The sequence below is a fragment of the Demequina aurantiaca genome (assembly GCF_050598105.1).
GTDB classification, from domain to species: domain Bacteria; phylum Actinomycetota; class Actinomycetes; order Actinomycetales; family Demequinaceae; genus Demequina; species Demequina aurantiaca_A.
In genome coordinates this window covers 2,045,770-2,059,871 of record NZ_CP192436.1, presented here as the reverse complement: position 1 = coordinate 2,059,871, position 14,102 = coordinate 2,045,770, and the positions used below count along the sequence as shown (strand labels likewise).

Genomic DNA, 14,102 nt, shown 5'->3' with positions numbered 1-14,102 from the left:
GCGCCGCGCGAGGGCGGCCATTGCGAGCCGCGAGAAAGCTGTCAGTCGTCGGAGACGGTGACCTGAACCGAGATGTTGCCACGGGTGGCGTTGGAATACGGGCACACCAGGTGCGCCGCATCGGCGATTGCCTGAGCCTGGTCGTGGGGGAGCGAAGGGACGACTACCTCAAGCTCGACCGCGATTTCGAATCCGCCGTCGCCGTTCGCGCCGATGTGGACGCGGGCGCCCACCGACGAGTCCGTGAGATCGATCTTCTGCGCGCGGGCGACGCTCTGCATGGCGGAGTGGAAGCAGGCCGCGTAGCCGGACGCGAAGAGCTGCTCGGGATTGGCGCCCTCCCCGGATCCGCCCAGAGCGACGGGCGCCGCGAGGTCGAGGTCGATCCGACCATCGTCGCTGCGAACGTGCCCGTTGCGTCCCGCGCCGGTCGCGAGTGCCTCTGCGGTGTAGCCAATCTGCTGAATCATGGGGATGCTGCCTTTCAATAGGGATAAGTGAGGCGCAGCACCTCAAGCGTCGTCGCTACCCGGGGGGATTCGGCGGCAGTGTTTACCTGGACTCAAAGTCCATGGGGATGCCCTCGGCGCCGCCTAAGCGGCCCGGATCGGACATGCTTCAGCCGCCGAATGGTGCCGCTGCGTTGGGTACAACGCCCACGTTGAGCCTCGTCATTCCCGTTTTCTCAGATTCGGTCATTCGCCGGGGAGATCGCGGCTCGTCGCAAACGATGCCACGCGTCGGAAATGGTGCCACGCGCCGGAAGTGGTGCCGCCGCCGGGGCGCGCGACAGCGCGCCTAGACCAGCGCATCGTCCGTGAGCGGGGCGGACGCTAGACGACAGGGGTTGCGTCAGCGGCGGCGATGGCAGCATCGCCCGCCGCGCGAGCGTGTGCCGCCTTGCGGGCGCGGTCACTCGTGGATTCGAGGTCCACGACGTCCAGGATCTCGACCGCCGCGGTCAGCGTGGCCCACTGGTCGGCCGCGAGGCCGTCGAACATCGGGCCCAACGAGGAGCCGAAGTCCAGGCGCCAGTCGTCAAGCGCCTGGGCGCCCTGATCGGTCAAGGACAGGATCGCTGCGTCGGCGTCCTCCGGGTCGTTGGTCCGCTCGACCAGGAGTTGGTCCTCGAGCGCCTGCGCCAACTGGGTGGCTCCCTGCGGGCTCACGCGGACTTCACGGGCCAGGCTGTCGATGCGCTGGGGTCCCTCGCTCTCGAGCACGTCGAGCGTGCGCCACGCGGAGGCGGGAGTGGTGTTGCCGGAGGCGACGGCCGCGACGCGAGCGAGTCGGTGCGTGCCGTTGACGAGGCGCACCAGGGTGCGGCGTTGGTTGGAATCCATAGGGGGACTCTATAACTCGCCAACGCAATTGTGCGCCGCGCGGTCACCCCGACTACTGCGTAGTACGTGCCCGTTTGGGGACGCGCGCCCCAAGCCGGTAGAATCGGCGGGTTGCTCTGCCGCGAGAAGACATCGTGTATGGCTGAGCCTTCTTCCACTTACAGGAGTACGTCAGTGACCAGCGCCTTCGAGACCATCGATGCCACGACCGTCAAAGTCACGGTCAACCTCACCGAGGAGGAGCTCGCTCCCGCCCTCAAGCACGCCTATGAGCACATCGGCGAGCAGGTGCAGATTCCCGGCTTCCGCAAGGGCAAGGTGCCCGCAAAGATTCTTGAGCAGCGCGTTGGTAAGGGTGCCGTCATCGAGCACGCCGTCAACGACGGTCTGCCCGGCTGGTACTCAGAGGCCGTCCAGGAGCTCGAGCTGCGCCCGTTCGGCCAGCCCGAGGTCGACGTCACCAAGATCCCCGGCTCCGTCGAGGGCGACGAGGGACTCGAGTTCACCGCGATCGTCGAGATCCGCCCCGAAGTTGAGCTTCCGGCCGCCGACTCGCTGACGATCGAGGTGTCGCCGATCGAGGTCAGCGAGGCCGACGTCGACGAGCGCGTCGACGCACTGCGCGAGCGCTTCGGCTCACTCGTTTCGGTTGACCGCCCCGCGGCCAACGACGACTACGTCACCATCGACCTGAACGCCAAGGTTGACGGCGAGGACATCGACGCCGTCCAGGGCACGTCCTACCAGGTGGGCTCGGGCAACATGCTCGAGGGCCTGGACGACGCACTGCTGGGCCTGAGCGCAGACGAGGAGACCACGTACGAGGGTCCCCTCGCAGCTGGCGACCAGGCAGGCAAGGACGCGATCATTACGGTCAAGGTCACCGCCGTCAAGACGCGCGAGCTTCCCGAGGTGAACGACGAGTTCGCTCAACTCGCCTCCGAGTTCGACACGGTCGCGGAGCTCCGCGAGGACCTCAAGTCTCAGGCCGCGAAGATCAAGACCAACAACCAGGCCATCGAGGCTCGCGAGAAGCTTCTCGAAGCACTCCTCGCGGTCACCGACTTCGAGCTCCCCAAGAAGGTCATCGAGGGAGAGGTTCACAGCCACCTCGAGAACGAGAACCGCCTTGAGGACGACGAGCACCGCGCCGAGGTCACCGAGGAAGCTCACAAGGCACTGCGCACGCAGATCCTGCTTGACCAGCTCGCCGAGGACCTCGAGATCGAGGTCCAGCAGAACGAGCTCCTCGACTACCTGCTGAACGCGTCGCGTCAGTACAACATGGACCCCAACGAGTTCATCCAGCAGGTCGAGCAGGGTGGCCAGATTCCCGCCATCGTGTCTGAGGTCTCCCGCTCGAAGGCGACCGCGTACGCGCTGCGTCGCGCGACCATCAAGGACACCGCGGGCGCCGCGGTTGACCTCAGTGGCGTCATCGGTTCGCTCGAGGACGAGAACAAGGAAAACGAAGCAGCTGCGGAAGAGTCGCAGATCGCCTAGGTCTCACGCGGGTCGCGGCTAGGAATCAGCGCGGCCCGCACACGCAACAAGGGCGGCACCCCATCGGGGGTGCCGCCCTTGTTGCGTCTACAGCAGCGTGCGCTAGGCAGCCGTGGGGTTCGTGATGATGATCCAGGCCGCGAAGATAGCGGTGGCCACACCGAACGCGAGGCCGATGGTGGCGGGGATGCGACCCACCGGCGGCTCGCCGGCCTTGAACAGCGCGACAGAGCGGCGCAGTCCGATGAACGACACGATGATGGCCGCGATCGATGACACCCCAAACGGGTTCATGATCAGCGACGCGATGCCCAGCAGCATTCCGGCGTTGGCCATGCCGTTACGCACGCGCTCCGGCGGTGCGTCGTCCAGGTCGGCGTCGTCCTCGTCTACCAGTTCTGCCTCGACGATCTCGGCATCGATGCTCTCCTGCCTAGCCTTCGCTGCCGAGTTGCCGTAGACAACCTCGCCGTCGATGATCATGGGCTCGGAGTTGTCGGGAGTGGTGTCGTCGTTCTCGGTGGAGCGGGCCATCGTTGCCTTTCAAGTCGTGTGGCTGAGAAGTGAGCGTGCATGGGGGCGCGCGCTCATCTTGTCCGCATAGCCTACGCGGTAGCAGACGGGGACGAAAGTATCCGGCGACGGCGGCCGCGCGGGGGGACGCCGTCGCATCGGCCGCCCGCAGACCGCGCCGCGGCACAGGTCGTTTTTCGTTCACCCAGTAGCGAAAACAGGCCCATTTGGGCATCGGACGGGGGGTGGGTCGCGTTACTGTCTCACAAGACGCTCTATAGGAGGACACACGTGAACGACAACACGTCGCATGAGATTACCGCGAGGGGTGACGGAGCCGGAATGGCTCTGAACGACTCGATCTTCAACAGGTTGCTGCGCGAACGCATCATCTGGCTAGGCGATGAGGTGCGCGACGACAACGCGAACGCCATCTGCGCTCAGTTGATGCTGCTCGCCGCTGAGGACTCAGAGAAGGACATCTACCTTTACATCAACAGCCCCGGTGGATCGATCACTGCGGGTATGGCGATCTACGACACGATGCAGTACATCAAGCCGGACGTCGCCACGGTGGCCATGGGTATGGCGGCATCGATGGGCCAGTTCCTGCTCGCCTCCGGTGCCAAGGGCAAGCGCTTCGCGACCCCCCACGCCCGCGTGCTCATGCACCAGCCTTCCGGCGGCATCTATGGCACGACCACTGACGTCCGCATCGGCGCCGAGCTCATCATGCACATGAAGAAGGTGCTCTCCGGGCTGACCGCAGAGCAGACCGGCAAGTCGATCGAGCAGATCACCAAGGACGCTGACCACGACCGCTGGTTCACCGCGCAAGAGGCGCTCGAGTACGGCTTCATCGACGGCGTCATCACGCACGCGGCCGATGCCGGAGACGCTTCGCAGGGAGGCAAGAAATGACCAATGAATTCCAGGCTATTCAGGCCGCGGGTCGCACCGCTGGCGACTTTGGCGGATCGGCACCTGCCGGCCCCTCGTCGCGCTACATCCTGCCCACGTTCGAGGAGCGCACCGCGTACGGCTTCAAGCGTCAGGACCCCTACGCGAAGCTGTTCGAGGACCGCATCATCTTCCTCGGCGTGCAGATCGACGACGCATCCGCTGACGACGTGATGGCGCAGCTGCTCGTGCTCGAGTCTCAGGACCCCGAGCGCGACATCACGCTGTACATCAACAGCCCCGGTGGCTCGCAGACCGCGTTGACCGCGATCTACGACACGATGCAGTACATCAAGCCTGAGATCCAGACCGTCTGCCTGGGCCAGGCCGCCTCCGCGGCTGCCGTCCTGCTCGCGGCCGGACACCCCGGCAAGCGTCTCGCGCTGCCCAACGCGTCCGTGATGATCCACCAGCCTCGCATCGAGGGTGGCTCGCGTGCGCAGGCCTCGGACATCCAGATCTACGCCGAGCAGATGATTCGCATGCGCGAGTGGCTCGAGGACACCCTGGCCTTCCACACCGGCCAGGACTCGTCGCGGATCCGCGAGGACATCGAGCGCGACCGGTTCCTGACCGCCGCCGAGGCCAAGGAATACGGCCTCGTCGACCAGGTGCTCGAGAGCCGCAAGGTCAAGCCCTCCGAGGGCATCAACGCCTAAGTGGCACTCATTTAGCGTCACGGGAGGGCGGTTCGGGCTTCGGCCCGGGCCGCCCTTTCTGCTTGCCGTTGTCAGTGCGCGGATGCTGCAGCCGTGCCCCAAAGCCGTCCGCGGGCGTGTCGGCGACGAATACCCATCAGACGCGCGCCGATAACGTTGCGGCGCGCCGCCCAGCGCGTGTCAGACCGCGTCTGTAGCCTGTTAAGGATGGCGCCGCACTATTGGGCGCGAAAGGAGCCTTCGAATGACTCGTCCCACCGACACCGGTGATCTGCTGAAGTGCACGTTCTGCGGTAAGACTCAGAAGCAGGTCAAGAAGCTCATCGCGGGCCCGAACGTGTACATCTGCGACGAGTGCATTGAGCTCTGCAACGAGATCCTCGAGGAGGAGCTCGCGGAGGCGGTCGAGGCCGAGTTCACGGACCTCCCCAAGCCCCGCGAGATCTTCAACTTCCTGGGTCAGTACATCATCGGCCAGGACCAGGCCAAGCGCGCGTTGTCAGTGGCGGTGTACAACCACTACAAGCGAGTGCGCGCAGGCGAGGCCAAGGCCTCCGAGGACGGCGTCGACATCGCCAAGTCCAACGTGCTTTTCATTGGCCCCACGGGTACCGGCAAGACGTACCTGGCCCAGACCCTCGCGCGCATGCTCGACGTGCCGTTCGCGATCGCCGACGCGACCGCGCTGACCGAGGCCGGATACGTGGGCGAGGATGTCGAGAACATCCTGCTCAAGCTCCTGCAGGCCGCGGACTACGACGTGGAGAAGGCGCAGCGCGGCATCATCTACATCGACGAGATCGACAAGGTCGCGCGCAAGGCGGAGAACCCCTCCATCACCCGCGACGTGTCGGGCGAGGGCGTGCAGCAGGCGCTCCTCAAGATCCTCGAAGGCGCGACGGCCTCGGTGCCGCCGCAGGGCGGGCGCAAGCACCCCCACCAGGAATTCATCCAGATCGACACCACCAACGTGCTGTTCATCCTGGGAGGCGCGTTCGCGGGCCTCGAGGAGATCATCTCGTCGCGCGTGGGTCGCAAGGGGATCGGCTTCGGTGCCTCGCTCAAGGAGGCAGACAACTCGGACCTGTTCTCGCACGTCACCCCGCAGGACCTGCACAAGTTCGGGCTCATCCCCGAGTTCATCGGCCGGATGCCGGTCATCGCGACCGTGTCCCCGCTTGACGTGGACGCCATGGTTTCGATCCTGACTGAGCCCAAGAACGCGCTGGTCAAGCAATATCAGCGCATGTTCGAGCTGGACGACGTGGAACTTGAGTTCGACGAGGGCGCTGTCAGGGCGATCGCGGAGCAGGCGTTGCTGCGTGGTGCCGGCGCCCGTGGACTGCGCGCGATTCTGGAAGAGGTTCTCCAGGACACAATGTTCGAGGTTCCCGGCCGCGATGACATCGCCACCGTGTTGGTCACCCGCGAAGTGGTCCTGGACCGCGTCGCGCCTGCGTTCGTGCCGCGCGTGATTGAGCAGATCGAGGAATCCGGGGCGGCGTAGTAGCTGCCTTCCGCCTCAGTCTTCTTGTCCTCACCCTCGCTACCTGCTCGCTCTACCCCCTCGCTCGACACCGTCTCCGCACCTCTCTCCCTGTCGCGCTACCCCAGCTCTCGCTCTGTCTACCCACCTCTCTCCCTATGGGTCCGTTTTCGCACGCATCCAGGTGCGCCTGACTCCTATTGGTCTGTTTCTGCACAGGTAGAAGCGAGCCGGCGTCCAGTTTCCGCGATTCGGCTAGGATCCTCCGCGCAGGGATCGCTGACAGTTGTTCACAGATACCGTGCGACCTCCAGGTTCTCCACAAGCGCTCGTCCCGACGCGCATCGATTGGTCGCGGGGCCTGCACTGGACTCATGGCGTCTCTCCGAGCACTCAATATCCCCCCGCAAGGGCAGGAACTTGCGTCGTGGCTGCGGGGCACCTGGCAGGCGTACAGTGCCGCGGAACTTGAAGCGATCTTCAGTCGGCGGCAACTGCGCAGGGGCCTCGAAGAGGGGGACGTCACTCGGCTCGCGCCGAATGTCTATGCTGGCACCGTCCACGCCGCTTCATTCCAGACACGAGTTGACGCAGCGGTGTTGTGGGCGGGATCCGACTGCGCTGTCGGAGGCCGGGCGGCCCTCTTTCTCCATGGCGTTCTAGACGACGAGCCTCAGCGCATCGAACTTGTGGTGGACCACGACCGCCGAATGCTCGCTCGACCCGGCTGGATCCGGGTACGTAGGGTGACGTACAACCCACCGGTTCAACAAGTCGGTCGTTGGTCGGTCGTGCCGCCGGAGATTGCGCTCTGCCAGGGATTCGGCGAATGTCCTCCGGATATAGGAGTCAGTGTCATTGCGCGTTCCATGGCCAGCGGGAAGGCGAGTGCGGGTGCGATCGTCGATGCGGTCGACGCACTCCCGCGGGTCAAGGGGAGGCGCGCATTGCTCCGCACCGTCGCGCAGTGCGCGGCAGGCGCGGAGAGCTACCTTGAATGGCATGCAGCAGAGAAGGTCTTTGTCGGCAAGCCATTCGATCGATTCATCAAGCAGTATCGCGTCGTGGTGCACGGGCGCAACTATCGACTCGACATGTACGACCAGGTGACTCGGGTCGCAGTCGAGGTTGACGGCGCGAAGTTTCACGCCGGTACTGATCTCTGGCAACGCGACTTGCGGCGGGATGCCGACCTGGCTTCGGTCGGGATCCAGACGGTGCGCTTTAGTTATCGCGATCTACACGAGCGGCCGCAGTGGTGCCGAGATCGACTGCGTGACATTCTCGCGAGCCGGAAACCCGCCGCCTAGGGGCGGGGCGTGCGAAAACGGACCCATAGAGTTCAGTGACCTGCGGGAGCGTGCGAAAACGGACCCATAGGGCTCAGCCGCATCGGAGAGCGTGCCAGTACGGACCCACAGGGCTCAGGCGCGGCTGAAAGCGTGCCAAAACAGACCCATAGGAGTCAGGCGCAGCTGGACACGTGCGAAATCGGACCCATAGGAGTCAGGCGCAGCTGGACACGTGCCAAAACGGACCCATAGGAGTCAGGCGCGGCTGAAAGCGTGCGAAATCAGACCCATAGGAGACCGGGGAGCACTGTGGGGCTGGGGACTGGAAACCAGACGAAGGGCTAGGCCTCTGCCAGGACCGCGTTCTCGGTGCGCATCACCGTGGTGTCCGCGATCTCGTTCGGGCTGCCGTCCTCGGGGCTCATCCCGTCCACGCCGGGGTCCAGCGCCAGGACAGCGTCGATGACCTGCATCACGCGTACGCGTCCCGCTGCCATCAGGTCCGGCTTGGCGGCGTTCACCGCAGCAACCTGCGCCTCGGGCACCAGCAGATCAACCGAAGCGATCTCGGTCTTCTGCGACACCTTGGCCTCGGACTTGATCTTGCGCAGCGTCGCGAGAGCGGCACCGGCAATCGAGATGAGCTTGGGATCCGGAGCGCCGGCCGAGTGCGTCGCACCAGCGGCGTCGCGCAGCGGAGCCGACTCGGGCCACGGAGCGCGGTGCACTGAACCCTCGCGCCACCAGGACCAGACCTCGTCGGTGGCGAACGGAAGGACGGGGGCGAACAGGCGCAGGAACGTCTCGAGCGCAATGGTCAGCGCGGCGCGCGCGGAGGCGGCCTCGCTCGAGCAGTCCGCGTACGGGTCGATGGCCTCGCCGGGAGCGGCGCCGTCGTAGGCCCGTGCCTTGACGAGCTCGAGGTAGTCGTCGCAGAAGGTCCAGAAGTAGGTCTCCGCGACCTCGAGCGCCTTGGTGTGGTCGTACGCAGTCAGTGCCTTGGTCGAGGCGTCCACGACGTTGGCAAGTCCGGCCAGCATCGCGCGGTCGAGCGGCTCCGTGACGATGCCGCGAGCTGCCTCCGTGGACCCAGCCTGCACATCGCCCGAGCCGCGCAGCGCGCCGCCGGTCACGTGTGCAGCCGCTTCCACGCCAGCCTCGAGTGAAGAGTCGGCGGCGCTGGCGATCCCGGTCGCGCCCAGCACAAACTTGGAGGCGTTCAGCACCTTCATCGCGAGGCGTCGGCCGATCTTCATCATGCCGGTGTCGAAGGCCGCGTCGGTGCCCAGGCGAGCCGAGGCCGCCCAGTACCGCACGGCATCGGAGCCGTGCTCCTCGAGCAGGCCCATGGGCGTGACCACGTTGCCCTTGGACTTGGACATCTTCTTGCGGTCCGGGTCCAGGATCCAGCCGGAGATCGCGGCGTGCTTCCACGGCAGCTGGTCGTGCTCCAAGTGCGAGCGCGCCACGGTGGAGAAGAGCCACGTGCGGATGATGTCCTGGCCCTGCGGGCGCAGGTCCATCGGGAAGGTCTTGGCGAACAGCTCGGGGTTGTCGCGCCAGCCGCACACAATCTGCGGGGTGAGCGACGAGGTCGCCCAGGTGTCCATGATGTCCTTCTCGCCCGTGAAGCCGTTGGGCTGGTCGCGCTGCGACTCGTCGAAGCCGGCGGGCACGTCGGCCTGCGGGTCGACGGGGAGGATGTCCTCGGAGGGCGCCAGCGGCGACTCGAAGTCGGGGTTGCCGTCGGCGTCGACGCGGTACCAGACGGGGATGGGCACGCCAAAGAAGCGCTGGCGCGAGATCAGCCAGTCGCCGGTCAGGCCCTTGACCCAATTCTCGTAGCGCACGCGCATGAAGTCGGGCACAAAGTCGATGTCCTTGCCGCGCGCCACGAGCTGCTCGTTGAGCTCTGCGTCGCGGCCGCCGTTGCGGATGTACCACTGGCGGGTGGTGACAATCTCGAGCGGCTTGTCGCCCTTTTCGAAGAACTTGACGGGGTGGCTGATCTTGCGCGGCTCGCCCTCGATGAGGTCGGCCTCGCTCAGCATCTCGACGATGCGAGCCTTGGCGGAGAAGACCGTCTTACCGGCCAGTTCGGCGTACGCGGCCTGCGCTGACTCGGACTCGAGCCCGGCAGGCGCCTCGGAGACAAAGCGGCCGTCCCAGCCCATCACGGGGCGCGTGGGCAGCTGCAGCTCGCGCCACCAGGTGACGTCGGTGATGTCGCCAAACGTGCAAATCATCGCGATTCCGGAGCCCTTGTCGGGCGACGCCAGGTGGTGCGCCAGGACGGGCACCTCGACGTCGAACAGGGGAGTGCGGACGTGCTTGCCGAACAGCGGCTTGTACCGCTCGTCGTCCGGGTGCGCGACCAGGGCGACGCAGGCGGGCAGTAGCTCGGGGCGGGTGGTCTCGATATAGACGGAGTCGAACGAGCCGGTGGCTTCCTCGGCATCGGCGGCCTTCTCAAAGGCGAGACGGTGATAGGCGCCGGGCTGCTCGCGGTCCTCGAGCTCGGCCTGCGCGACCGCGGTGCGGAACGTGACGTCCCACAGCGTGGGTGCCTCGGCCTGGTACGCCTCGCCGCGCGCCAGCGAGCGCAGGAAGGCCTGCTGCGCGACGGCCTGCGAGGAAGGGGAGATGGTCTGGTAGGTCAGCGACCAGTCGACGGAGACGCCGAGGTGACGCCAGAGCGCCTCGAACTGCTTCTCGTCCTCCTCGGTCAGCTGCTCGCACAGCTCCACGAAGTTGCGTCGCGAGATGGGCTGCTGGTCCGCCGCGCGCACTGACTTGCCGTCGCCGCCGTCGTGCGGGGGCTCAAAGCCGTCCTGGTACGCGAGGGTGGGGTCGCATCGGACGCCGTAGTAGTTCTGGACGCGGCGCTCGGTGGGCAGGCCGTTGTCGTCCCAGCCCATGGGGTAGAAGACCTCTTTGCCCTGCATGCGCTTGAAGCGGGCGATCACGTCGGTGTGCGTGTAGCTAAAGACGTGGCCCACGTGAAGCGACCCGGAGACGGTCGGCGGAGGCGTGTCGATCGAGTACACCTGCTCGCGGGTGACGTCGTCGTTGAAGCGGTACGTGCCCTGAGATTCCCAGGCCGCGTTCCAGCGGTCCTCGAGTCCGTCGACGGTGGCCTTTTCCGGGATGCGCGAAGTCATGAGGTCATTCTTTCAGACCTACGAGCATGCGCGCGCCTTTCGCTAGACGTCGACGACGGTGATGGGGTCGGTAGTGGGCTGGAGCGAGCCACCGGCAGGCTCCACGGACACCGCGATCGAGGTCAGGTTGTCGAGGTCGCCCACCACTGCGGTTTGGAAGTCGCCCGAGTCGAAGGTGGGGCCAGGATCGATGGTGCCGTCTCCGTTCACCACCCATAACTGGTACTGCTCGCCCGCAGCAAGGTCCGGCGCGTTCCCGGTGACAGCGAAGCCACCCACGTCCTCCGAAAGAGTGAGCTGCGCGTCACCCACGCCTAGGTCCAGCGTGAACGCATCCGGTGCCTGGAGCACCGACTCGACCGCCGCCAAGTTGGCGTCGGGGGAGCCATTCGAGACCAGGAAGCCGATGCCGACTGCCGCCACCGCGACGGCGGCCGCCGCGGACGCGAGCATCATTGTCATCCGTGAGCGGCGGGCGGGGGCCGCGCCGGTGGACGATTCGCCGCCGGTCTTGGTCGGCCGGGCGAAGGGCACGACGTTCTCAGACTGAGGTGAGCCGTCGGTCGCCGGGGCGCCGGCACTCAAGATGTCGGCCTCGACCCGCGGCATGTCCGCCGTGTTGCCGTCAGAAGCGGCGCCGCCGATACTCGCTGACGTGTCGCCGTACGTGTCGTCGGAGGTGTTGGCGCCGGTCGGAGCCGCAGCGGCATCGTCCGCGAGAGAAGCGGGGTGGACGGAGACCTGCGGGGTCAGCGCGATCTGCGCGCCGATGCGGTCGGCCAGCCCGGCCGGCGCCTGGACGCTGTCAGCGGACTCGTCCCCGGCATCGTCCGAAAGCGCGTCGAGAACAAAGCCGAAACTCGCGAGTTCCTCCCGGCACTGGGCGCAGTCGTCCAGGTGGGCGTCGAACGCTGTGCGCTCGGAGTCGTCGATGGCGTCGAGCGCGTAGGCCCCAACGAGGTCGTGCATTGATTCGAAGTCGTTCATGGCTCTACACCTCCTCCAGTGTGTCGCGAAGCTTGGTTAATGCGTCTCTAATGCGGGTCTTGGCGGTCCCGAGCGGAATTCCTAGCTGCTCGGATACCTCAACGTGCGTGCGCCCCTGGTAGAAGGCCAGATCGACGGCCTCCCGCTGTTTGTCGGTCAGCTTCTCCATTGCCGCGCGGACGCGGGCATTTTGAAATTCGGCGAAGTCACGGTCGACCACTGCGTCCTGCTCGCCAGGAACCGACTCGCGTTCAGCGACGACGGCCTCGGCCTCCATCTGCTGGCGCTGCCGCTGTTCGCGACGAACCCTGTCTACTGCCCTGCGGTGTGCAATTGTCAGCACCCACGCCTTGGCGCTTCCCCGTGAGGGGTCGAACTCGGGCGCCTTCCGCCAGGCCTCGACCAGCGCCTCCTGAGCCACGTCCTCGGCCATGCCGGGGTCGCGCACCACGCGCAGTGCCAGGCGATAGACCTGGTTGAGCATGCTGGAGTACAGGTCCTCGAACGCCTGGGTTGATCCGCGGCCTGCCTCGGACAGCAGGCCATCGAGGCGTAGAGCGGCGGCACGATCGGGCACAGGGCTCGATGGCGTTGGTGGGCTGTCAGGGACAGCACGCAGGTGCTGGATAGGTTCCATGCCCGCCTTTCGGTACTCAAGAACGGCGATGCTCATCGCGCTTCACCTATCCAAGCACCCCGGGGGGCTACGGCCAACCTTTCGGACGTTGTGGACGATCGTGTTGCGACCGTCACGGGTCCGTCAGCCTCGCGAAAGAGGTGCCGTTCGCCATGAAAGTTGTCCATGGTGTGGCTCCTTATCCGCGGCCGATGCAGTCGCGGGGCGGCCGCGGCTGGTGCCCCGCCCCACACTCGGGGGCATTGAGTGCGGGGCGAGGTACGTCAATGATTCGCGTGCCGACTCGCGGCGGATTGGTGTGCAGCGGAGCGTCCTCGGACCGCCAGTGATTCCCGCGTGCCAATTCAAACTTTTTGAAACGCAAGGGAGGGAGCAGGGCCGTGGAGGTACCAGGGGAGGGGGAAGCAAAGGGTGAGCGGGGGCGCCGCTGGGACGGCCCGGGTGGTGACGACCTGGCGTAGTCCTTGTTAGCCTCGCAGAGTGAGCGAAGCAACTATGCGACCCCAATTCATGAAGGCGATGGAAGACCTCGATGCGCGCATCGGAAAGGGCGTCGAGCCGCGCATTCGCGAGATGGTGCGCCTGCGCTGCTCGCACATCAACGGCTGTGCCTACTGCATCCGGCTGCACTCCGAACAACTCGCCTCGCTAGGGGGCAGCGTCCACCTCATCAGCGCCCTCGCGCGTCCCGTGAAGTTGATGCGGGAGGACCTTGTCAGCCCCGCCGAGGCGGCGGCGCTGCGGTTCGCGGAGGTGCTCACGGACTATCCGAGGGGCCTCGAGATTGAGGCTCGCAATGAGGCGGGCAAGCACTTCGACGCCGATGCGTTGGGCTCGCTTGTCGAGATCATCGCGGTGGTCAATGCATGGAACAGGATCACGCGCGGAAGCGAGTAGCGCGACACGGTAGCCAGTTCGCGCGTTTGACCTGCAAGAACCGGCCGTTGCGAGTATTGTCCGAACCATGATTCGACTACTGATTCGCGCAGCAATTTACGTGGGCTCGGCCGCCTTGGCGGTCTGGGTGACGTCCCTGATCCTCGCCGACGACATGAGCGTCCCGCTCACGGCGTTGCTCTACATCGCGGTGATCTTCGCGGTGATCCAGGCGATCCTCTCGCCGTTCATCTTCAAGATGACGCGCCGGTACGCGAACGCCTTCATCGGCGGCGTCGGCCTGTTGTCCACCTACGTCTCGCTGCTCATCACCACGTTCCTGGTGTCGGGCTTCCAGATCAGTGGTGTGAGCACGTGGATCGCGGCCACCGTGCTGATCTGGCTGATCACCGCCCTCGCCACGTGGCTGCTGCCGCTGTGGCTGCTCAAGGAGCACATGGACAAGCGCGACCAGGGACTCAACTAGCCCCTCGCCCATCATTGCCAGAGAGCCCCGCGCCATACGGCGTGGGGCTCTCTGCGTTTTACAGGAGGGATCCGGCGCCAACGCAGGGCGCGCGTGGCGCGCGGACACAGTAGGTATGCGACACGGGGAATATTCGCGTGCCGACTGCAGTTCATTACTGCGGAACTGTGAGCGCTCGCGAGAGTTGCGTTGACCTGC

General features: G+C 65.9%; 13 protein-coding genes. 7 read left to right on the top strand and 6 right to left on the bottom strand.

Features of this window, described 5'->3' with window-relative positions; all coding sequences use genetic code 11:
• Nucleotides 1-41 precede the first annotated feature (41 nt).
• Together ACQU6B_RS09330 and ACQU6B_RS09325 are read right to left on the bottom strand one after the other, a co-directional pair.
• The gene (locus ACQU6B_RS09330; protein ID WP_430867281.1) at nt 42-470 is read right to left on the bottom strand and encodes an organic hydroperoxide resistance protein; all 429 of its coding nucleotides are present in this window, start codon (nt 468-470) and stop codon (nt 42-44) included.
• A 363-nt stretch (nt 471-833) separates the two neighbouring features.
• On the bottom strand, nt 834-1,343 hold the full coding sequence (locus tag ACQU6B_RS09325; protein ID WP_430867280.1) for a MarR family winged helix-turn-helix transcriptional regulator: 510 nt from the start codon (nt 1,341-1,343) through the stop codon (nt 834-836).
• A gap of 174 nt (nt 1,344-1,517) precedes the next feature.
• Between ACQU6B_RS09325 and tig the strand changes: the two genes are divergently transcribed.
• Nucleotides 1,518-2,846 carry a trigger factor gene (gene tig, locus ACQU6B_RS09320; protein ID WP_430867279.1) on the top strand — a complete coding sequence of 443 codons (1,329 nt, stop codon included), beginning with the start codon at nt 1,518-1,520 and terminating at the stop codon, nt 2,844-2,846.
• Nucleotides 2,847-2,948: 102 nt separating this feature from the next.
• On the opposite strand, the gene ACQU6B_RS09315 is transcribed toward tig, so the two are convergent.
• Entirely contained in the window at nt 2,949-3,380 is a 432-nt protein-coding gene (locus ACQU6B_RS09315) for a hypothetical protein (protein WP_430867278.1), read from the bottom strand.
• A gap of 321 nt (nt 3,381-3,701) precedes the next feature.
• Between ACQU6B_RS09315 and ACQU6B_RS09310 the strand changes: the two genes are divergently transcribed.
• The 4 genes from ACQU6B_RS09310 to ACQU6B_RS09295 all read left to right on the top strand — a co-directional run bounded on the left by ACQU6B_RS09310 (nt 3,702) and on the right by ACQU6B_RS09295 (nt 7,774).
• Nucleotides 3,702-4,280: an ATP-dependent Clp protease proteolytic subunit gene (locus ACQU6B_RS09310; protein WP_430869232.1), complete on the top strand. Its 579-nt coding sequence runs from the start codon at nt 3,702-3,704 to the stop codon at nt 4,278-4,280.
• Complete coding sequence (locus ACQU6B_RS09305) at nt 4,277-4,978, top strand: ATP-dependent Clp protease proteolytic subunit (RefSeq protein WP_430867277.1); 702 nt, start codon at nt 4,277-4,279, stop codon at nt 4,976-4,978. Before ACQU6B_RS09310 ends, ACQU6B_RS09305 begins: the two co-directional genes overlap by 4 nt.
• Before the next feature lie 244 nt (nt 4,979-5,222).
• Nucleotides 5,223-6,485 (top strand): ATP-dependent Clp protease ATP-binding subunit ClpX, encoded by a 1,263-nt coding sequence (clpX, locus tag ACQU6B_RS09300; RefSeq protein ID WP_430867276.1) that lies wholly within the window; start codon nt 5,223-5,225, stop codon nt 6,483-6,485.
• 848 nt (nt 6,486-7,333) lie between these two features.
• Nucleotides 7,334-7,774, top strand: coding sequence for an endonuclease domain-containing protein (locus ACQU6B_RS09295; protein ID WP_430867275.1), 441 nt, complete (start codon nt 7,334-7,336; stop codon nt 7,772-7,774).
• Between the two features lie 323 nt (nt 7,775-8,097).
• Here the strand turns inward: ACQU6B_RS09295 and valS are convergent, their stop codons facing one another.
• From valS to ACQU6B_RS09280, 3 genes are read right to left on the bottom strand one after another with little or no spacing between them, the layout of a single operon-like run.
• Nucleotides 8,098-10,917 (bottom strand): valine--tRNA ligase, encoded by a 2,820-nt coding sequence (gene valS / locus ACQU6B_RS09290; protein WP_430867274.1) that lies wholly within the window; start codon nt 10,915-10,917, stop codon nt 8,098-8,100.
• Between the two features lie 42 nt (nt 10,918-10,959).
• On the bottom strand, nt 10,960-11,904 hold the full coding sequence (locus ACQU6B_RS09285) for an anti-sigma factor domain-containing protein (RefSeq protein ID WP_430867273.1): 945 nt from the start codon (nt 11,902-11,904) through the stop codon (nt 10,960-10,962).
• Nucleotides 11,905-11,908: 4 nt separating this feature from the next.
• Nucleotides 11,909-12,577: a sigma-70 family RNA polymerase sigma factor gene (locus ACQU6B_RS09280; protein WP_430867272.1), complete on the bottom strand. Its 669-nt coding sequence runs from the start codon at nt 12,575-12,577 to the stop codon at nt 11,909-11,911.
• 444 nt (nt 12,578-13,021) lie between these two features.
• Between ACQU6B_RS09280 and ACQU6B_RS09275 the strand changes: the two genes are divergently transcribed.
• Nucleotides 13,022-13,438, top strand: a complete 417-nt coding sequence (locus tag ACQU6B_RS09275; RefSeq protein ID WP_430867271.1) for a carboxymuconolactone decarboxylase family protein — start codon at nt 13,022-13,024, stop codon at nt 13,436-13,438.
• Nucleotides 13,439-13,505: 67 nt separating this feature from the next.
• On the top strand, nt 13,506-13,904 hold the full coding sequence (locus tag ACQU6B_RS09270) for a hypothetical protein (protein WP_430867270.1): 399 nt from the start codon (nt 13,506-13,508) through the stop codon (nt 13,902-13,904).
• Nucleotides 13,905-14,102: the final 198 nt, after the last annotated feature.

Excerpts from the sequence above, each read along its gene's own strand:
- ACQU6B_RS09310 (WP_430869232.1), top strand. The coding sequence starts at position 3,702 with ATGGCTCTGAACGACTCGATCTTCAACAGGTTGCTGCGCGAACGCATC.
- ACQU6B_RS09325 (WP_430867280.1), bottom strand. The coding sequence starts at position 1,343 with ATGGATTCCAACCAACGCCGCACCCTGGTGCGCCTCGTCAACGGCACG.
- ACQU6B_RS09330 (WP_430867281.1), bottom strand. The coding sequence starts at position 470 with ATGATTCAGCAGATTGGCTACACCGCAGAGGCACTCGCGACCGGCGCG.
- ACQU6B_RS09295 (WP_430867275.1), top strand. The coding sequence starts at position 7,334 with ATGGCCAGCGGGAAGGCGAGTGCGGGTGCGATCGTCGATGCGGTCGAC.
- ACQU6B_RS09280 (WP_430867272.1), bottom strand. The coding sequence starts at position 12,577 with ATGAGCATCGCCGTTCTTGAGTACCGAAAGGCGGGCATGGAACCTATC.
- valS (WP_430867274.1), bottom strand. The coding sequence starts at position 10,917 with ATGACTTCGCGCATCCCGGAAAAGGCCACCGTCGACGGACTCGAGGAC.
- clpX (WP_430867276.1), top strand. The coding sequence starts at position 5,223 with ATGACTCGTCCCACCGACACCGGTGATCTGCTGAAGTGCACGTTCTGC.
- ACQU6B_RS09305 (WP_430867277.1), top strand. The coding sequence starts at position 4,277 with ATGACCAATGAATTCCAGGCTATTCAGGCCGCGGGTCGCACCGCTGGC.
- ACQU6B_RS09285 (WP_430867273.1), bottom strand. The coding sequence starts at position 11,904 with ATGAACGACTTCGAATCAATGCACGACCTCGTTGGGGCCTACGCGCTC.
- ACQU6B_RS09270 (WP_430867270.1), top strand. The coding sequence starts at position 13,506 with ATGATTCGACTACTGATTCGCGCAGCAATTTACGTGGGCTCGGCCGCC.
- ACQU6B_RS09315 (WP_430867278.1), bottom strand. The coding sequence starts at position 3,380 with ATGGCCCGCTCCACCGAGAACGACGACACCACTCCCGACAACTCCGAG.